The 18,382-nt window shown below is 37.8% G+C and carries 19 protein-coding genes and 2 tRNA genes; 8 read left to right on the top strand and 13 right to left on the bottom strand.

What is annotated here, in order from left to right:
• Positions 1-28 precede the first annotated feature (28 nt).
• From AC3IRX_RS02910 to AC3IRX_RS02900, 3 genes are all read left to right on the top strand, one after another.
• Positions 29-1,573, top strand: coding sequence for an MFS transporter (locus AC3IRX_RS02910; protein WP_489210978.1), 1,545 nt, complete (start codon positions 29-31; stop codon positions 1,571-1,573).
• Between the two features lie 355 nt (positions 1,574-1,928).
• Positions 1,929-2,486: a DUF1579 family protein gene (locus tag AC3IRX_RS02905; RefSeq protein ID WP_459083732.1), complete on the top strand. Its 558-nt coding sequence runs from the start codon at positions 1,929-1,931 to the stop codon at positions 2,484-2,486.
• A 59-nt stretch (positions 2,487-2,545) separates the two neighbouring features.
• Entirely contained in the window at positions 2,546-2,986 is a 441-nt protein-coding gene (locus AC3IRX_RS02900; protein WP_489210977.1) for an SRPBCC domain-containing protein, read from the top strand.
• Positions 2,987-3,171: 185 nt separating this feature from the next.
• On the opposite strand, the gene chrA is transcribed toward AC3IRX_RS02900, so the two are convergent.
• From chrA to AC3IRX_RS02875, 5 genes are all read right to left on the bottom strand, one after another.
• The gene (gene chrA, locus AC3IRX_RS02895) at positions 3,172-4,302 is read right to left on the bottom strand and encodes a chromate efflux transporter (RefSeq protein WP_489210976.1); all 1,131 of its coding nucleotides are present in this window, start codon (positions 4,300-4,302) and stop codon (positions 3,172-3,174) included.
• A complete protein-coding gene (locus AC3IRX_RS02890) occupies positions 4,286-4,723 on the bottom strand; it encodes a DoxX family protein (protein ID WP_489210975.1) in 438 nt (145 codons plus the stop codon). The genes chrA and AC3IRX_RS02890 overlap by 17 nt, the downstream gene beginning before the upstream one ends.
• Positions 4,724-4,930: 207 nt before the next feature.
• Entirely contained in the window at positions 4,931-5,734 is an 804-nt protein-coding gene (locus AC3IRX_RS02885) for a class I SAM-dependent methyltransferase (RefSeq protein WP_489210974.1), read from the bottom strand.
• Between the two features lie 299 nt (positions 5,735-6,033).
• Positions 6,034-6,888, bottom strand: coding sequence for a nucleotidyl transferase AbiEii/AbiGii toxin family protein (locus AC3IRX_RS02880; protein WP_489210973.1), 855 nt, complete (start codon positions 6,886-6,888; stop codon positions 6,034-6,036).
• Positions 6,885-7,514, bottom strand: a complete 630-nt coding sequence (locus AC3IRX_RS02875; RefSeq protein ID WP_489210972.1) for a type IV toxin-antitoxin system AbiEi family antitoxin domain-containing protein — start codon at positions 7,512-7,514, stop codon at positions 6,885-6,887. Before AC3IRX_RS02875 ends, AC3IRX_RS02880 begins: the two co-directional genes overlap by 4 nt.
• A gap of 86 nt (positions 7,515-7,600) precedes the next feature.
• On the opposite strand from AC3IRX_RS02875, the gene AC3IRX_RS02870 reads away from it, so the two are divergent.
• The 3 genes from AC3IRX_RS02870 to AC3IRX_RS02860 all read left to right on the top strand — a co-directional run bounded on the left by AC3IRX_RS02870 (position 7,601) and on the right by AC3IRX_RS02860 (position 9,649).
• A complete protein-coding gene (locus AC3IRX_RS02870; RefSeq protein WP_489210971.1) occupies positions 7,601-8,401 on the top strand; it encodes a Crp/Fnr family transcriptional regulator in 801 nt (266 codons plus the stop codon).
• A gap of 64 nt (positions 8,402-8,465) precedes the next feature.
• Positions 8,466-9,098, top strand: coding sequence for a DUF998 domain-containing protein (locus AC3IRX_RS02865; protein ID WP_489210970.1), 633 nt, complete (start codon positions 8,466-8,468; stop codon positions 9,096-9,098).
• Positions 9,099-9,112: 14 nt separating this feature from the next.
• Positions 9,113-9,649 carry a hypothetical protein gene (locus AC3IRX_RS02860; protein ID WP_489210969.1) on the top strand — a complete coding sequence of 179 codons (537 nt, stop codon included), beginning with the start codon at positions 9,113-9,115 and terminating at the stop codon, positions 9,647-9,649.
• Positions 9,650-9,760: 111 nt separating this feature from the next.
• On the opposite strand, the gene AC3IRX_RS02855 is transcribed toward AC3IRX_RS02860, so the two are convergent.
• The 8 genes from AC3IRX_RS02855 to AC3IRX_RS02820 form a co-directional block, all read right to left on the bottom strand.
• Positions 9,761-11,218, bottom strand: coding sequence for an MBL fold metallo-hydrolase (locus tag AC3IRX_RS02855; RefSeq protein WP_489210968.1), 1,458 nt, complete (start codon positions 11,216-11,218; stop codon positions 9,761-9,763).
• A gap of 2 nt (positions 11,219-11,220) precedes the next feature.
• Positions 11,221-12,612 (bottom strand): MBL fold metallo-hydrolase, encoded by a 1,392-nt coding sequence (locus AC3IRX_RS02850; RefSeq protein ID WP_489210967.1) that lies wholly within the window; start codon positions 12,610-12,612, stop codon positions 11,221-11,223.
• Positions 12,613-12,715: 103 nt separating this feature from the next.
• Entirely contained in the window at positions 12,716-13,510 is a 795-nt protein-coding gene (locus AC3IRX_RS02845) for a sulfite exporter TauE/SafE family protein (RefSeq protein WP_489210966.1), read from the bottom strand.
• A gap of 138 nt (positions 13,511-13,648) precedes the next feature.
• Positions 13,649-14,062 (bottom strand): DUF6691 family protein, encoded by a 414-nt coding sequence (locus tag AC3IRX_RS02840; RefSeq protein ID WP_489210965.1) that lies wholly within the window; start codon positions 14,060-14,062, stop codon positions 13,649-13,651.
• A 6-nt stretch (positions 14,063-14,068) separates the two neighbouring features.
• The gene (locus AC3IRX_RS02835) at positions 14,069-14,626 is read right to left on the bottom strand and encodes a YeeE/YedE family protein (protein WP_489210964.1); all 558 of its coding nucleotides are present in this window, start codon (positions 14,624-14,626) and stop codon (positions 14,069-14,071) included.
• A gap of 99 nt (positions 14,627-14,725) precedes the next feature.
• Positions 14,726-15,358, bottom strand: coding sequence for a Crp/Fnr family transcriptional regulator (locus AC3IRX_RS02830; RefSeq protein WP_489210963.1), 633 nt, complete (start codon positions 15,356-15,358; stop codon positions 14,726-14,728).
• A gap of 175 nt (positions 15,359-15,533) precedes the next feature.
• Positions 15,534-15,608 (bottom strand) — tRNA-Pro (locus AC3IRX_RS02825).
• Between the two features lie 12 nt (positions 15,609-15,620).
• Positions 15,621-15,705, bottom strand: a tRNA-Ser gene (locus AC3IRX_RS02820).
• Positions 15,706-15,842: 137 nt separating this feature from the next.
• Between AC3IRX_RS02820 and AC3IRX_RS02815 the strand changes: the two genes are divergently transcribed.
• Both AC3IRX_RS02815 and aspA read left to right on the top strand, forming a co-directional pair.
• Positions 15,843-16,883 (top strand): N-acetylmuramoyl-L-alanine amidase, encoded by a 1,041-nt coding sequence (locus tag AC3IRX_RS02815; RefSeq protein WP_489210962.1) that lies wholly within the window; start codon positions 15,843-15,845, stop codon positions 16,881-16,883.
• A 97-nt stretch (positions 16,884-16,980) separates the two neighbouring features.
• Positions 16,981-18,381 (top strand): aspartate ammonia-lyase, encoded by a 1,401-nt coding sequence (aspA, locus tag AC3IRX_RS02810; protein WP_489210961.1) that lies wholly within the window; start codon positions 16,981-16,983, stop codon positions 18,379-18,381.
• Position 18,382: the final 1 nt, after the last annotated feature.

The following is an 18,382-nucleotide window of genomic DNA, read 5'->3' as shown; positions in this document are numbered from 1 at the left end:
AAATCTCCGTATAACTACACCCCGTCCTATGTATAACAAAGGTCCTTTTGCAAGTTGGGTTCCCAAACCCCTCATGCTGCTTTTGATTCTAGTCATTATGTTTCCTTTGATGACTGTAAGTGGAGTCTATAGCAGCACCGTTAGCAATGTGTCAGGTGCATTCGCCACGTACACGGAATATATTTCCTTCGCCAACAATGCAGGTGCTATTGGAATGGGTGTCTCGTTGTTAATTCTACTGAGGGTGAAAATGCGTTTTCGTAGCAGGGAAATTATAACAGGCTGTGCGCTTATTTTGGCCGTATTGTCCTACATATGTGGAACGACGCAGGATCCGATGGTGATGGTAGTGGGTAATTTTCTTATCGGATTCTTCAAAATGTTTCCCATGATGGAAATGGTACTACCCGTCATGATGATCATTACCCCCACAGCCGACCGCGGGAAGTTTTATGCTGTGTTTTATCCTCTTTCCATTGGATTTGGGCAATTGGCAGCTTATTATTTTGCCATCCTTGTTTTTAATGGTACCTATCAAAGTCCCTACTTTCTAATGTCAGGGATTATGCTAATAATCGCCCTTTTGTCACAGATTTTTCAGCATAACCAAAGGTTTAGTTTTAAAATGCCCTTGCATCAAATCGATTGGCTTTCGATTCTTTTGCTGTCCGGTTCCTTTATGAGTTTAAATTATTTTCTTGTATTTTTAAAACAGCAGGGTTGGTTTGTTTCGCAAAGTATCTTTGCTTCGCTTGTTGTAGGCATTTTGCTTTTTGTTTTACTGATCTATAGGCAAACCTTTTTGAGACGAAAATTAATTGATTTTTCGGTGTTCAAGAAAAGAAATGTGATCCATGCCACCTTATTGCTCTTGTTCATGGGGATCTACTTGGCGAGTACTTCCCTATATGTACAGTATACAATTGGAGTTTTAGGGTACGACAATACGATTAATGCGCATGCCAATTTATGGATGATTCCTGGTATTGTCATTGCCGGTATTTTAGCCTATTTTGGGTTTAAGAATAAGTGGAATATGAAGTATTACATTGCCTTTGGATTTATTTGTTTTGCTCTGTATACAATGATTTTGTATTTCCTTATTCAACCCCAGATGGACTTGCATTACCTAGAGTATGCCATGGTTTTAAAAGGGCTTGCGATGGGCGTTTTGTTTATTGGGATCTGGTTTTATGCCTCGCTCAATCTTCAAATCGATCAAATGCTAGGAATGATGGGGGTGCTGATTGTCGTGCGTAGCTTTTTGGGTATTGCGCTTGGAAGCGCCCTCTTAGGCTGGGCGGGGTATCAAGCGCAATGGCAAAGTATGTATGATTTGAGTAATTCTTTTGATATGGGAGCGGTGGCTAACGGAATGTCGGTCTACAAGGATCTAAATCTAAATGCACTTATGGCTTCTTCTAAAATTGTTCTCGGCTCGCTTATTTGGCTACTGATTCCCATTCTAATTCTAGTCCTGACGCATTCGTATGGAAACTTTAATTTTAGAAGGGTAATCTTACTTAGAAAAGTGGTTCGAGGCAGCTCTATCAAAGGGTATCGACTCAAATAATAAACACGACTATCCATACGATACTTTTTCGACCCACTTTTCGATCGTAGCTGAAATGCGTTTATTTACGCCTTGTCTTTGGCGTGCACCCTTGGTGCCAATATTCATAGGAACTGGTTTTTTTATTTCTTTAGGAAACTATAGAAAGGCAAAATTTTAAAAAACTCTCCGTATTTGCTCTGCCCTAAAGTTTTGATTTTCGGTAGTAGCAGCTGCGTGGTTGAAAGGGTGAGGGGAGCGGCAAATTAAATTAATATCCTTTAGAAACGTATATTTGATTATCTTTACTTTAGAATTTGATTGTGAGTTCTTTACCAACCACTGCTACAATCCAATAATAAAAAAAGATAACCCTATGAAATGTGTATTTTCCGCAATGCTGTTATTCCTTTTGTGTACGTTCACAAAAGCGCAAGACCAAGATCCTTTGACGGAGTATATGAACCCATCTGCGGTGCACTCGCTACTTTCGAAGTACACGGGCTTATTCAAAATGCAAATATCAATTTCCATGGGAGAGGGGGAGAAGCCACTGGTTGTTATTGTGAATTCAGAAAATAGAATGCTGCTAGGGAATCGATTCTTAGAAATGAAACAACTGGGCAATATGTTGGGAACCGATTACCAATCGATCAGCACGCTTGGATTCAACAATAGCGACAAAAATTTTACATTGACCACTATTTCAAATTTGCTAACTGGAACCTTAAGTCTAGTAGGTCCCTGGGATGAGAAGATGAAAGTGGCAACAGTAAGAGGGAAAATGATGGATCCAATGACGAAAAAAATCCTTCCGGTGAAACAGGTTATTACCTTTGTTGACGCCGATACCCTTCTAATTGAAAATTTCGATAAACACGCCGACAAACCGGAACAGTTAACCATTTGGTACAAATTAACTAGAATCCGTTAATTCGTAATGGGAAACTTAGACCGTTGAGGAAATTAGCGAAAACCTAAAGAAAGTTGATTATGGAACTATCAGCCAAGGCCACCATTCAAATTCAAAAACCCATTGATGTGGTTTTTGAGGGGATTGTTAATCCTGAAAATATGACAAAATATTTCCTTTCGGAAAGCAGCGGTCGCATGGAGAGCGGAAAAGATCTGATTTGGAAATTTCCTGAATTTCCAGATGAATTTCCGGTAAAAGAGATTAAGATAGAACCCAATCGCTCCGTTTCGTTTGTTTGGGACCCACAAACCGTTGTACTTATTTTGTTAGAAGAACAGCCTGATAAATCCACGGTGGTTAAAGTGACCGAAAAAGGCAAGGATTACAGCGAGGCCAATTTAAAATGGGTTATCGAGAACACCGAAGGTTGGGCCAATTTCCTAGCCTGTATGAAAGCCTATCTAGAGTATGGGATTGGGCTTCGAAAAGGAGCCTTTGAGTATATAAGAAAAGGATAATAAGTAGAACAAAGAACTAGGGGATACACCGTATTTTGCCTTTCTAGATTGGGAATGAGCTCCTAAAAAGCGAAATTCAAAGGCTGCTAGTCATTATTTTGCATTAGAGGAAAGGAAAAGACATAAAACATCTGAAATCCAAACCCGGGCTAAACATACTTCACGCTAGGGTCCCTTCCATACGATTAAAGTTGATATAATAGATAACCAAGCACTGCACCCCCAAAGACAATAAATGCACTGTTGATGGTTTTGAATTTAAAAACGATAATCGTACTTATTAGTGCTATACTGATTGTCTTCCAATCGGTAATGGTTTCTTTACCCATTGTAAAACAAATAGCAATAATAAGAGCAACAGATGCTATGTTTACAGCATCCAGTGAAGCGGACAGTGCTTTCGAGTTTCGCATTTTTTTCATCAAAGGGTTAAGGAATGCCACCAATAGGAACGAGGGAAGAAAAATGGCAATCGTGGAAATAACAGCTCCAGAGAGTCCATTGATTTCATAACCAATAAAAGTTACGGATGAAAAAAGAGGCCCTGGTGTGAATTGTCCAACCGCAATAGCATCCATTAATTGCGGTCGGGTAAGTAAGCCTTGTGCTACCAGTTCGGTATCTAGAAAGGCAAATAAAAGGTACCCGCTTCCGTAGAGAATTGCACCTATTTTTAAAAATATCCAAAACAATTTGATATTTGTTTCGGACAGCAATTGATTGTATTCAATTTGATAAAAAAGAACTGGAATTAAACTTTGTAATGACTTGCTTTTTTGATTCTGAATATAAAACATACCCCATGCAACCAGGCCGGCTCCAAACAATAAATAGATTTCATTCATTCCCAGCAAAGAAAAAATTAGAACTGCGATGCCTATAAGTACTAAAAAGACAGACTTACTCGATTTTTTGGCTAACGGAAAAACTGCGCCGATAATAATGGCAATAATTGCAGGTTTGATCCCATAAATAAACGGTTGTACTTCGGGTAATTGTCCATACTGTTTATACAGCCAGGCAAATATACCGGTGATGAAGACCGCCGGCATAATAAAGCACAATCCTGCAACGAGTAGTCCTTTCCAACCCGCTTTATCGTATCCGATGTGTATCGCCATTTCCGTGCTATTGGGTCCAGGTATGAGATTGGTAGCTCCCAATAAATCTAAAAAATGCTGTTCGCTCATCCACTTTCTTTTGACGACAACCTCCTGCTGCATCATTGCGATATGAGCTGCAGGTCCTCCGAATCCAATGATTCCCAGCTTGAGAAAAAATCGGGCTATTTCTTTTATACTAATTTCTCGTTCCATTCCTCATTAAATTTTCATCGATAGACCAATGACCACCCCCTTTTATTAAGAGAAAAACACAACCTAAAAGCATGGCCCAATCTGTACGGCTTGCATGAAGAAATCCCCAAAAGCCCTCATTTGCAAATACATCAACTTTGGTGGTTGCAAACGCAACGAGCATTATGAGGATTAATGGAATACTAGCAAAACGGGTTAGTAGACCCACTAAAAGTAAAATCCCACAGAGGATCTCGAAAAAACCGACCAAATTTCCCAACAACTCAGGGTATGGAAGTCCGATTTTCTCAAAGCGGCCAGCCCCACGAATGGCCGGAAATAAAAATTTTTGGATTCCTTCGGAAAGGAAAACAGCTCCCACAATCAAGCGGATTATAATGGTGGTTTTTGATAGATCGGTATTAATGACTTTTTTGAACATGGTAAGTAATTTCTTTTATCTTATAGACATAGTACGATCTCGAGCATTGCAACCCGTTTAACCAAAGTAGAGGGTGCGAACTTTTCAGATGCTATTTCAAGCTTACAATTTGGGTCAATGTGAATAGTCATACGATAGCTGAATTTGTAGTAGGACTTGGTTATGCATTTTGTCTTTCGAATGTCGATTTAAAGTGACGATGAATTGTTATGTTTTTTTGGTTGCTCGTATAGAATATACCATAGGTATTTTATCGTGCAAATGTTCTATTCTGAATTTATTAGGTTCGAACTCGGTTGTCTTGTTGAAGCAATTGTAGGGCGAGAAATCATATTCGTCCAGTGAATTAATTTCAAGGCCATTATTGATTAAATTGTTTAATACCTCACTTAATCCATGATTCCAGGTCACCGTGGACAGTGTTATATCCGCTTCTTTGTCCGCATACGTACCATTTTCTGTTTCTATAATGGCTCCGGAATTAAAATATCGGTATCCAATTTTCTCAAAGTTGTAATCAAACATCCAAACCACAGGATGAAATTCTACAAAGACAAATTGTCCGTTTGGCTTCAAAAAAGTAGAAATTATATTTGCCCATTTGTGAAGATCTGGAAGCCAACCAATGGTACCATAACTGGTAAATACTACATCGAATTTTTCGTCTAAATGGTTGGGCAAGTCGTAAATGTCAGAACAAATGAACTTGGCATTTGAATGGGCTTCTTTTGCTATTTGTTTAGCTCTTTCAATCGCTTTATCTGATAAGTCCACACCTGTCACCTCCGCACCAAGCCTCGTTAACGAAATGGAGTCCATTCCGAAATGGCATTGCAAATGCAAAATTGTTTTTCCTTGAATATCCCCAAGCAGGTCTAATTCAATTTCATTTAAAGAAGTTTTGCCTTTAAGAAATTCCTCAAGGCCGTAAAATTCCGAATTTATATGCGAGTCCGTTCTTTGGTTCCAGGATTGTCGGTTTATTTCGATATAGTTGGATTCTGAGTTCATTACAATATGCTTTTTTTGCCGTCTCACTTTTTGAATAATGAAATATGAAGTAGTGAATTTAGCATTATTTTGTGAATTACAATGTTAATTCTAATTTGAGCCAAGTCTTCACTAAAGCGGTATCTTCGAAGTAAATCTTTTTAAGAGCTTTTCCGCTTTTGAATCCTTCCGTGAGGAAATCAATTATTAACAAGTTCTGTTGTGGTGTCCGTATCTCGTGACTGTTACTCGATACAGGATCTAAATAAGTCGTTATTGATAGTGGATTACGTAGGGTAAGATGTAAAAAAGTAGTACGCTTATTCTTTTATTTTTAGTTCTTTAGTCAAATCCAAAAAATATTGTTTAGACCAAATGTCCAGCACTCTTGGATTTGGAATGAATCGCTCAACATCCTTTTTCGCAACCTCGAAATTAAGACTTTCAATCCTCGATCTCAACAACCTAGTAAATTCTGTTTGGGAAATCGTTTCTTTTACCCAATCACCACTATCTATTGCTCTTAATAAAAAATGCTGAAGATTAAGGCTTACTCCCTTTCTGATATACCATTCCAAATCATACCAGTCACGACCTTTAATATTATTTCCCCATTTTCTGAAAAGTAATGCGTGTATTTTACCCGCAAATAAATCTTCTAGCACAAAACATTTCACATAAAAAGAATAAGGTTTTAAAAGCAATTTTTCTTCTGTCTCAAAACCTAAAGGTGGCTTTGTATCTACTTCAATTTTTATTTTTAATCCAATATTTTGTTTGATTCCTAATCCTGGAACTGACGTTTCCAATAGGAGTTCTCCCCAAAAAGTTTCTGACTTCAAGAATGCTGATTCTATTGCAGACACAACAGATTTATGTTTTGTTTTAATTTTTACTTCCATGCCTTGAGCCAAAAATTCATCTTCAATATACTTGAGATATTGGTCTAAGCTGAACGATTCATCTTCTTGCAAAAGGGAAAAGTCTAAATCTTCAGAGAATCGATCCAGTCCATAAAAAATTCTTAAAGCCGTTTCTCCATAAAATGCTGCTTTTGAAAAAAAAACACCACGAGATAATCCTGCTAGTGCCAATTGTTGCATTATTTCACGCAAGGCTTGCTTATAATCATCCGCGGTTTTGGGTTGATATTCTGCTATCCAATCTTGTATCATAGCTTTTCTATCAATTTTATAACGTTTAATAAAGATTCTTTTTTAGGAGCATACTCTAACCAGGTTCTCATTTCTTTGGTATTGAATATCTTTAATTGGTCTTCATCCATTCTTAGATTTTCGAACAAAAATTTTTCAGCAGAGATTTCACTTCTTAAGATGATTCCAGATGTTGTAATAATTTTGTCCATCAAGGATTTTTCTGGAGTTGCGATTAAAGCAAATTGACTTTCTCTTAACAATATCCTTTTAATTCCAAATGAATAATAAGGTGCTGAAATTTTTATATATTCGAAATCAGCTATTGAATTTGAGAATTGTTTGGATTTTTTAAATGTCATTGAACTTACTGAAAAAACCCTTTCTGGAATTAATCCATAAAATGACAATGCCGATTCCACCGAAACATAACTTGGTGCATAGAGAGTATTGGCAATACTAAAATTTTCTGGTAATACATCACTATTCCAAACGTACAATCCTTTTTTTAAAGGAATCAATTTTTGCTCTTGTATCAATGAATGAATTTTGTCGTTGGGTCTTTTATACTCGTGCAAAATACTTAGTAACACCTGATGTGGAATCGGATGTGCTGCATTTTTTTGTATTAAAACTTCAACATTCACGATACAAATGTAAAAATAAAAATAGATAATCGGAAATAAATCGATTATCTATTTATAATTTAACAGAGAATTGTTATAAATTGCTTATGATATTTTCAGGTGATTGTCCAACCGATTTGGACCACCGCTCATCTACGATAGTGGTTCTACATAGGTTAGGTGGTTACGGTAGTTATCTATTTTTCCTGATTGGAACTTTGAGTTACCCGAAATTAGTTAAAAATTCCAATTATTGGAAAAGCAGCAATTTAATTTTAGTGATCTTTGTGTGGAAATACACGTGGGCAACAAGCAAAAAAACAACAACAGACATTATCGAAAATTTAATAAACCATATTGCCAATTTTATTCCAATCTCAACCGAACTAAAATGCCGACTTGAAACAATTGGGGAAATTAGAAATCTTTCTAAAGGCCATTTTCTTCACAAACCGGATAGAACTTGCCGAAGCACTTATTTTATCACCAGCGGTCTAATAAGAACGTACTACCTTAAAGGAGAGAAAGAAATCACAGATAATTTTTCCGCGGAAAACGAATGGATAACTTCAATTTATAGCTTTCTTCAAAACATTCCAGACTTTTTCCATATTCAAACCTTGGAAGCAACGGAACTCATTGAAATTACTTTAACCGACCTTGAAGAGTGCTTCAAAGATTTCCCCGAGATGGAAAGATTTGGACGAATGCTCATTTCCCAGTATTTTTTGCAGCAGTCGGAGCGCATCATTTCTCTTCAGTTTAATTCTGCGATCGAACGGTACCAATTCTTTGAACGAACTCAAAAAAACAAGCTACAAAGAGTACCCTTAGAAATGCTTGCCTCTCATTTAGGAATGACACAAGAAACTCTAAGCAGGGTAAGAGGCACAAAGGGTGTTTTTTGATTTAGGTCAAATTTTGCGAATAGATAAGACATTATCTTTGTCTCAAATAGTCTACCATCAATATATGAAAAACAAACATTACGCAATTGCTGGCCTTTTAGCTCCTGTTTTACTTTGTACAACGTATTTCATAATGGCCAATCAAAGGGTGGAATACAGCTTTTTATATAAACAAATTAGTGAATTGGGATCTCTTGATGCGCCAAATAAATGGCTTTGGAATATATTTGGATACATTATTCCAGGAATTCTTATTTCTATATATTCCATAGGATTGTATAAATCAATGGCCTCAAAAGAATCGTCCAGACTGCCTTTAATCGGCATATTTCTAACGGGTTTCTTTATGGCATTTTCAGGTGTTTTCCCAGCCGATATGGACCACCGCTCATCTACGATAACGGTTCTACATAAGGTGGGTAGCTACGGTAGTTATCTGTTTTTCCTGATTGGAACTTTTAGTTACCCGAAATTAATTAAACATTCCAATTATTGGAAAAGCAGCAATTTAATTTTATTGATCTTTGTGTGGATGACTATTGTTGCTGGGTTTTGGTATTACGTATTTCCTAGCATTCCTGCTGTAGGCCAACGGATTACTTTTTTCTTTGTATTTGCTTGGATTGCCTATACAGCAATTAAGCTTTATAAGCTTCCGACCGAATGCCCAGTAACTCTTATGGAAAATGAAAAATAAATGTTTGAATTAAAATGAATTTCACCAGAAGAGATAAGATTGAAATATTTGAAAATGCAATAAGTTGGATAATTGTTTTTGCAATGTTCGTATATGGCGGAGCAAAAATCATACAATTTAATGGTGCATCTGCAATAAACAAAAGTGTTTCGGAATTGAGTGGAATGGAATTAATGTGGGCATTTTATGGTTACTCTAAATCATTCGCAATAACTCTCGGTATTTTCGAAATTGTTGGAGGAATTCTTATTTTGATAAAGAAAACGAGAGTGATCGGCTCTTTATTTACTTCCACGATATTGATAAATGTTATTTTACAAGACATTTATTTTGGAGTTCATGTAGGAGCATTGAGAGCTGCTATTATCTATCAATTATTGATATTAATTATTTTGTGGCTGAACAGAAATAAACTTATTCGAAGTATCAAAACTTTATTGGAATCTAATAAAATTCAACAAACGAAAATGAAGTATATCGTCAAAATAGTAATGGCTTTAGCCTTATTTGCCGCATTGCGAATATTGGAATATTACATAACTATATTTTAAATCGTTCCTATTTTCAGGGAAGATTACACCCCCTCTTTTAAGGCTGTATCGTTATTTGAAAATATTCCTTTAACTATTGATCGCATAATTATTACTATTAGAATGACACTGCTATTCGAGAACAAGTTTATTCCCCAACTTTTTCCATTCATTGATACCTCCATCGTAAACCGTAATGTCTGTAAAACCTAAACTTTCAAAAAGTGAATAACCAATAGCGGCACGAGCTCCACTTTGACAATGAATAATGATCGGTTGATTTTTATCTAGTTTTGACGCCTTATCGTTTATTTCAAGCAAAGGCAAATTCGCTATACCCGCAATATGTCCTTCAGCGTATTCTTTTGCTGTACGAATATCCCAAGCCTGTATGCCTTTTCTCTTCACAGTTTTTGTCAAGTCCTCAGGTTTAATGTATTGAATTGACTTCAAGTTCTCAGACGAAATATCGTTCACCACGCCTAACACATTGTCAAACCCTACACGCATCAACTTATGCGCTAATGTTTTTTCGTTACCTTTTTCTGCTATAAATACGACTTGGTCCTTATGATTTACTAATTGTGCAAACCAATTGTTAAATCCTTTATTCAACTCAATATGTATCGTATTCGGATGAAATCCTTTTCCTACTTCTTTGCGAACACGAGTATCAATTACTTTTACTCCTTTACCAATCAGACTTTTTATTTCCGAAGCATCAATTACTGCATATTGGTCCTCTGCGAACTTATAGTATGTCCCATCACGATTCCACTCTTTCATCAACTTGAAATAGGGAGGAGGAACCACTTCATCCGCCAATATGTATTTTATAAATTGGGATTCTTTACCTGAATATTGTAAAGCAGGATTAGTCAATTTTTCAGCCTTCAATGTAGAAAATGGAATGTTGCTTAACGTCTTTCCGCAGAATGAACCTGCACCATGACCAGGCCATATTTCCATATCATCAGGTAGCTTTCTGAACTTTTCGATACTTTGATAAAGCGCTGCAGCAGAAGCGGTAGAATTTGCTTCCCCCTCTTCGTATTTCTCTAATAAATCAGGTCTACCCACATCGCCCACAAAAAGAAAGTCACCCGTAAAAGCCTTTATTGGATTAATCATATCCTTATTTGAATACAACAAAAGGCTAATGCTTTCTGGCGTATGACCCGGAGTATGTCGCACTTGGAGAAAATATTCTCCAAATGCCAACTTATCTCCTTGTTTCAATGGTAGATAATCAAATTTATATTGCCATTCCGCAGATCCCTCTTGAGATAAGGCTAATGTGGATGCAGTCAATTTTGCTAATTCACGTGCGCCACTTAAATAATCGGCATGAATATGTGTTTCGGTAACGAATTTCAATTTAGCGTCATACGCACTCAATGTATCGATGAACTCTTGAACATCTTTACGCGGATCAATCACAATCGCTTCCTTTGATTGGTTATCAATCAAGATGTAACCGCTTTGCGAAAGACCTTCTTCATGTAGGCGCTTTAGGATAAGATCTTGAGCTTGAAGGTTAAAACCTATCAGGGTCAAAATCAAACTCATTCTGAAAATTAAATTTCTCATAATTATTGTTTTAAAGGCTTATTAGTAATCGTCCATTCTTTCATGCCTCCTGCATAATTTCTTACCGACTCGAAACCATATTTTTTCAAAATTGAATAGGCGATGGTTGAACGGTCTCCTGCCTGACAGTAAATCACGATGTCTTTAGATTTATCTAACTTATCCAAGTTCGACACGAGCGTTCCTACAAATGCATGTGTCGCACCTTCGATTTGTCCAGCAGCGAATTCTTTCTCATTACGTACATCTACGACTTGTACATTATCCTCTTGAATAGCGGCCTCAAATTGATCCATTTCGATGACGTTAGCGGTTTGCAATTCAATGCCTAAATCTAGAACTGAATCCATAAAACCATAGATATTATCCAAACCTATGCGCATCAATTTGCGTGTGATGTCTTCCCTCTCTGATTCCTCTGCAACAAGCACAAAGGGAACATCGTAGCTAAGCACCCAGCCCATCCAATTGGCAAATGTATTGTTTCCTTGGATATTTAACGAATTAGGCAAATAACCTTTCGCAAATTCAACTTTATTACGTGTATCTATCACCAACATACCATCTTGATATACTTTCAAAAACTCGTCTTTTGATAATTTTTTATGTTGAGGTACAGCCGTCAATAAAGGTCTATCCACTTTATTCAACTTTTTCATCATCGCAAAATACTTTGGTGCTTCGGGTTGACCCTCTAATAAATCTTTTGTAAAAAATTCCTCATTATCACCATATTGCAGTGCCCAGTTTCTGATTTTTTCGTACCCTACAGTAGTACTTGGTACAGCTCCTAAAGCTTTACCACATGCGGAACCTGCTCCGTGACCTGGCCATACTTGTACGTGATCTGCCAAACTCATAAAGCGTTGGATTGACTCAAACAATTGCTTAGCACCTTTCTCTTGCGTACCTATCATACCCGCTGCTTTTTCTAACAAATCGGGTCTACCTACATCCCCTACAAACACAAAATCTCCTGTGAATAGCATTATGGCTTCTGGTGTCGCTGGATGGTCTGTCAACAAGAAACTAATACTTTCTGGTGTGTGACCTGGAGTGTGCAATACTTCCAATGTCAAATTACCTAACGTAATCACATCTCCGTGTTTCAATCCTGTGTGTGCAAACTCATATTGCCAATCAGCACCGCCTTCATCTGATAATAATAATTCGGCTCCTGTTAATGCAGCCAACTCGCGCGCCCCACTTAAGAAGTCTGCATGAATATGTGTTTCGGTTAATTTAGTAATTTTTAAGTTGTTTTCAGCAGCGATTTCTAAGTAAGTATCTACATCGCGTTTTGGGTCAATGACAATAGCTTCGCCTTTTGCTTGACAACCAATAATATAACTTCCTTGCGCTAATGTCTTGTCGTATACGTGTTGAAAAAACATACTATTTAAATTTTAATTGTTTACTATTTAATTGCTTATTGATACAAATTTAGATAAAGTGCGTGTGCCTATCCGCAACTTTTGTTACACAAGGAATACGATGTTAAAACCAGATTTCTTTGAAAAAGATATAGATACCCATCAGCAGTACAAATGTGCCAAAAGCAGGTTTTAACTTATCACTATTAATAATTTTTGTGAGGTAAGAACCTATAAATATTCCGACTATAGACAACGAAGTCAATGTGAATAAAAACGTCCAATCCAATGATTCATTTCCCAATTCGCCGGTAAATCCTATTAATGATTTTGCCGCAATAATGACTAGCGAAGTGCCTACCGCTTCTTTCATCGGAAGCTTAGAAAATAAGACCAAAGCTGGAATAATTAAGAAACCTCCACCAGCACCTACGAGTCCGGTTAATACACCGACGAATGAACCTTCTAACAAAATCATCGGGTAATTGAACTTTTGTGGTTGCAGTTCCTCTGTCGTATCAGACTTTTTGCCTTTTAGCATCGTATAAGCCGCCACGACCATCAATACCGCAAAAAGAATCATTAGGAAAATATCTTTGGTCACTTCAAATCCAGCCAGTGTTAACAAATTATGTGGAATTGCTGGCAAGATATATTTACGTGTGAAGAAGACCGCAAGGATAGACGGTATTCCAAAAACGACAGCCGTCTTTATATTTACCAATCCATTTCTGAAATAGGTGATAGACCCCACAACACTAGTCACACCTACAATAAATAGCGAATAAGCTGTAGCAGTAACAGGTAATACCGCGAATATATAGACCAAAACAGGTACGGTAAGAATGCTTCCTCCGCTACCTATCAAACCCAATAATACTCCAATCAAAATGGATGCTAAATATCCAATTGTTTCCATGACTTTTTCAATTTGTTGGTACAAAGGTCAGCAAGTGAAAGAAAGCCTACAGTTACATTTGTTACACAGTAACGAGAAATTATTGCAACAAAAAAGCGAGAATCTCTTCTCGCTTTTCTAATAAAATATATCCTGCTTTTAATGAGGAAGTTTATCCTTTAACAAACCATATATCCATGTTCCCAACAAAGCACTCGCCAATACAACTAACATCGGTAAATAACCTGCTCCAGTGAGAACAAAAATAGGTCCTGGGCATGCGCCTGCCAAAGCCCATCCTAATCCAAATATCGTACCTCCTAATAAATAGCGAGCGATCGATTTGTCCTTATCTGCAATTGCAATTGCCTTATTATCTATATCCTTTACTTTCTTTCTTTTAATGATTTGAACCAAAATTACACCGGTCGCCAAGGCTGTTCCCATTAGACCAAACATGTGAAAAGATTGGAAATTAAACATTTCGTAGATTCTGAACCAAGAGGCGGCTTCAGACTTGAACATCAGTATCCCGAAGAATACACCTACTAGTAAAAAAACTATATTTCTCATATTAGATTAGAATAAAAGTGGGAAAATAAAGTGAATCATGATAATACCCCCAACAAAGAAACCGATTGTCGCGATCAAAGAAGGTAATTGCAAATTACTAATGCCTGATATTGAGTGACCTGAAGTACAACCTCCCGCATAACGCGCACCAAAACCGACAAGAAGACCACCCACGATTAATAACACTAACACTTTAGGGTCACTAAAAGCTACATTGCCAAAAAACTCACTAGGGACATAATCTTTCCCTGCACTGTGAATACCCATTTCTTCGAGCTGTGTGATAGTTTTAGGATTCAAATCAGGAGATTGACCTGCGCCTAAATAATTAGAAGCGATAAATCCTCCAATCATAGCACCTACTACCATCAGGAGATTCCATTTTTGGCTACGCCAATCGAATTTAAAGTATGACGCTGTTTTGCTCGCTCCACACATCGTACACATCGTACGCAAGTTGGACGACATCCCAAAGTTCTTACCTAAATAAAGCAATACAAACATCGTGATTGCTATAAGTGGCCCACTTACATACCAAGGCCATGGTGACAATATCATATCCATAATCATTTAATTTGCTGCAAATGTCTTGAAGTATTTTCATCCTATCAGTTACATTTGTTACATAAGAAAAGGCTCAACGTTATTTGTAAAGCCTTTTGTTTATTTGACGAGTATCTCAATACTATTCCGGTTGAGCTTGATTCGACCTTCTGTTTCCAACGCTTTTAGTAATCTTGAGACCACTACGCGCGAAGTATTCAATTCTTCCGCTATATCTTGATGGGTTTTGTAGACAATTGTACTATTTTCAATTTTGCTTTTTTCGAAAAGGTAATTCAACACACGCTCATTCATATCCATAAACGCGATCGTATCTAAAGCATTTAGTAATTCATTGAAACGGTTATTGTAACTTTCAAAAACAAAAACCATCCAACTTTTGTATTTCCCGATCCATTCCGACATCTTCTGCACAGGAATCATTAAAATAACGCCTGGCACCTCACCTATAGCACGGATCTCACTCTGCTTCTCACGCAAACAGCAGGTCATAGACATCGCACAAGTATCCCCACGCTTTAAGTAATAAAGTAATAGTTCCGCACTGTCGTAATCTTCACGCATCACTTTCACTGCACCAGACAATAAGAGTGGCATCATCTTAATATACTGATTGTAATCAATCAACACGTCACCTTCCTTAAATTCAACGGCTTTTGATACTTGAACGATTTCAGCTAATAATTCTTGTTCAAAAATACCACCATATGTTTGGTAAAATAATTTTTCCATAACATTTATAACTTGTGTCTGACAAATATAAATATATCAGATCTAAGCTTGAGTACCTTAGGTTACACAAGCAAATAATTAATGGATTAGAAGCTGAAAATTTTAATGAAAACACCTTTTCTATCCGAGATACGTCCGAAAATAAAAAAAGCCACTGATAAATCAGTGGCTTTTGTCGGGGTGGCAGGATTCGAACCTGCGACCTCCTGGTCCCAAACCAGGCGCGATGACCGGGCTACGCTACACCCCGAGTTTCCGGTTGCGGAGGGTGTGGGATTCGAACCCACGCGACACTTGCGCGTCGACAGTTTAGCAAACTGCTCCGTTAACCACTCCGGCAACCCTCCTTGCAATCTTCGTTTTTAAAGAACTGCTTTTCTCTAATTGCGAGTGCAAATATAACAAGGATTTTCATATTAACCAAAAAAAATCGCTTAATTTTTTTTGTATTTTTGGAATCTGAAATCACTTAAAAACACTTATTATGCGTAAAACATTAGGTGTCATTGGATTAAGCTTTTTAGTTTTTTCCTGTGCGCCCCAAGCACCGACGAAAAAAAAGCCGGAATTACCGAAAACGACTACTGCGACTGCGACGACCAAGACTCCGCCGGCAGAAAAAAAGCCAATTTCACAACCTGCAAAACCAAGTGTAGAGCACCAAGGGAAATATGATTTTTTCAAAGTAAATATTGCCGACGCAGCAAACAATGATAATACGATTAGTCATGGGTCGATTGTGACGGCAGAACCCAAAGGGTATAGTGTGACAAAAGCGTATTTTCCTTCCCTCGGGCAAAACTATCGACAACGTTATCTTATTCTTCACTACACAGCGCTAGATGACGATCGTTCGGTTCGCGTCCTAACGACCCAAAGTGTAAGTGCGCATTATTTGGTAGGGAATCAAAATGACAAAGAAATCTATCAGTTGGTGGACGAGAACAAGCGAGCCTATCATGCCGGTATTAGTTCTTGGCGCAAAATTGAAAATTTAAATGATTCCTCTATTGGTATTGAAATTGTGAATCCGGGATACACGACAGACTCTGTAGGTCAAAGGGTTTTTTACCCTTACCCCGAATGGCAGTTCAAAAAAGTAGCGGCTTTAGTGAAAGATCTAGTGGATCGTTACCAAATTCTGCCCACGAATGTTTTAGGACATTCCGACATTGCACCTACAAGAAAACAGGATCCAGGTCCTTTGTTTCCTTGGGAAAGGCTTTACAAGGAATATGGCATAGGGATGTGGTATGATGAGCCGACCAAGCAGCGATTTATGAACGCTCCGGAATCGCAGAACTTTGAATCCCTACTTTTAGATTCCACTTTTATCTTTAAATACCAGACCTACTTGAATGAGTTCGGTTATGGACTACTTCGATCAGGCTCTGTGGATCAGGCCACACAAAAAACGATCGAAGCGTTTCAGTACCGTTTTAGACCGCAAAATGCAAGTGGAGTAATGGACCTAGAAACATGGGCCATTTTACAGGCATTGCTTGAAAAATATCCGACTAAATAATTCTCTTTGAATTAGATACTTTACGCGCGCTCGAATAGGGCGCGTTTTTTTGTTCAATCTATCAAAAACTCTTAACTTTCCCTCAAATATTTTTTTGATGGCACAATTTAGAAAAGAAAGCGATTTGTTAGGGGAACTGGATGTTCCGATGGAAGCGTATTATGGCGTTCAGACGCAAAGAGCAATTGAAAACTTTCACATTTCGGGTCAGAAATTATCGAGTTATCCTCGTTTTATTCGCGCCCTCGCGTTCGTGAAAAAAGCAGCAGCAAAGACCAATTATGAACTTGGACTTCTAAATCAGGAGCTTTACTCGAAGATTTCGGAGGCCTGCGACGAAGTAGCAGACGGAAAGTACAATTCTCAATTCCCAATCGATATGATTCAAGGGGGAGCAGGAACGTCTGTCAATATGAACGCAAACGAAGTAATCTCCAACATTGTACTAGAGAAATTAGGAAAACCGAGAGGAAGTTATGAGTTTTGTTCTCCGAACGACCATGTGAATCTTTCGCAATCGACCAACGATGCGTATCCTACCTCCATCAAACTTGCCCTTCTGCAACAGAATGAACTTTTAATTTCTACACTTAAAAAAGCAATCTTGGCCTTTCGTGCTAAAGGGTTGGAGTTTCACGATGTAATTAAAATGGGAAGAACCCAACTTCAAGATGCCGTACCGATGACCCTTGGTCAAGAATTTGAAGCGTTCGCAGCCACCTTAGAAGAAGATATTACAAAATTGAATGCCAATGCAAAGCTCTTTTTAGAGGTAAACATGGGAGCTACCGCCATTGGAACCGGAATCAACGCACCGGCAGGCTATGCGAACCTCTGCGCTAGAAATTTAGCTAGCATTTCTGGATATCCTATTGTTTCCGCAAAGAATTTAGTAGAAGCTACTCCGGACACAGGAGCCTACGTCATTTACTCTTCGGCTATGAAGCGTTTGGCCGTAAAGCTTTCTAAAATATGCAACGATTTACGTCTTTTGTCCTCGGGTCCTAGAGCGGGTCTCTTCGAGATTAACCTGCCTGCAATGCAGCCTGGTTCTTCCATTATGCCCGGCAAAGTAAATCCTGTGATTCCAGAAGTCGTAAACCAAGTTTGCTACAAGGTGATTGGGAACGATTTGACCGTTACGTTTGCGGCGGAAGCAGGACAACTCCAACTCAATGTGATGGAACCTGTTTTGTGCCATGCGATCATGGAAAACATTTACTTCCTTAACAATGCTTTAGAAGCCCTAACCGATAAATGCATTGTAGGGATTACAGCAAACAAGGATATCTGCTTAAACATGGTGAAACACAGCATTGGAATTGTTACAGCTCTCAACCCCTATATAGGATATAAGACTTCAACGAAAATTGCAAAAGAAGCGTTAGAGACAGGAAATAGCGTATACAATCTAGTGCTTGAACATGGAATTCTATCGCAGGAAAAACTAGATGAAATTTTAGACCCTAAAAACATGCTCGCTCCTCAAAAACTATGAG

The organism is Epilithonimonas sp. KH_059 (assembly GCF_057838485.1).
This window is presented reverse-complemented; position numbering and strand designations above follow the sequence as displayed.

Excerpts from the sequence above, each read along its gene's own strand:
- AC3IRX_RS02890 (WP_489210975.1), bottom strand. The coding sequence starts at position 4,723 with ATGTTCAAAAAAGTCATTAATACCGATCTATCAAAAACCACCATTATA.
- AC3IRX_RS02815 (WP_489210962.1), top strand. The coding sequence starts at position 15,843 with ATGCGTAAAACATTAGGTGTCATTGGATTAAGCTTTTTAGTTTTTTCC.
- AC3IRX_RS02850 (WP_489210967.1), bottom strand. The coding sequence starts at position 12,612 with ATGTTTTTTCAACACGTATACGACAAGACATTAGCGCAAGGAAGTTAT.
- AC3IRX_RS02870 (WP_489210971.1), top strand. The coding sequence starts at position 7,601 with ATGATATTTTCAGGTGATTGTCCAACCGATTTGGACCACCGCTCATCT.
- AC3IRX_RS02830 (WP_489210963.1), bottom strand. The coding sequence starts at position 15,358 with ATGGAAAAATTATTTTACCAAACATATGGTGGTATTTTTGAACAAGAA.
- AC3IRX_RS02835 (WP_489210964.1), bottom strand. The coding sequence starts at position 14,626 with ATGGATATGATATTGTCACCATGGCCTTGGTATGTAAGTGGGCCACTT.
- chrA (WP_489210976.1), bottom strand. The coding sequence starts at position 4,302 with ATGGAACGAGAAATTAGTATAAAAGAAATAGCCCGATTTTTTCTCAAG.
- AC3IRX_RS02855 (WP_489210968.1), bottom strand. The coding sequence starts at position 11,218 with ATGAGAAATTTAATTTTCAGAATGAGTTTGATTTTGACCCTGATAGGT.
- AC3IRX_RS02885 (WP_489210974.1), bottom strand. The coding sequence starts at position 5,734 with ATGAACTCAGAATCCAACTATATCGAAATAAACCGACAATCCTGGAAC.
- AC3IRX_RS02840 (WP_489210965.1), bottom strand. The coding sequence starts at position 14,062 with ATGAGAAATATAGTTTTTTTACTAGTAGGTGTATTCTTCGGGATACTG.
- AC3IRX_RS02900 (WP_489210977.1), top strand. The coding sequence starts at position 2,546 with ATGGAACTATCAGCCAAGGCCACCATTCAAATTCAAAAACCCATTGAT.
- AC3IRX_RS02865 (WP_489210970.1), top strand. The coding sequence starts at position 8,466 with ATGAAAAACAAACATTACGCAATTGCTGGCCTTTTAGCTCCTGTTTTA.
- AC3IRX_RS02845 (WP_489210966.1), bottom strand. The coding sequence starts at position 13,510 with ATGGAAACAATTGGATATTTAGCATCCATTTTGATTGGAGTATTATTG.
- AC3IRX_RS02905 (WP_459083732.1), top strand. The coding sequence starts at position 1,929 with ATGAAATGTGTATTTTCCGCAATGCTGTTATTCCTTTTGTGTACGTTC.
- AC3IRX_RS02910 (WP_489210978.1), top strand. The coding sequence starts at position 29 with ATGTATAACAAAGGTCCTTTTGCAAGTTGGGTTCCCAAACCCCTCATG.
- AC3IRX_RS02860 (WP_489210969.1), top strand. The coding sequence starts at position 9,113 with ATGAATTTCACCAGAAGAGATAAGATTGAAATATTTGAAAATGCAATA.
- AC3IRX_RS02880 (WP_489210973.1), bottom strand. The coding sequence starts at position 6,888 with ATGATACAAGATTGGATAGCAGAATATCAACCCAAAACCGCGGATGAT.
- aspA (WP_489210961.1), top strand. The coding sequence starts at position 16,981 with ATGGCACAATTTAGAAAAGAAAGCGATTTGTTAGGGGAACTGGATGTT.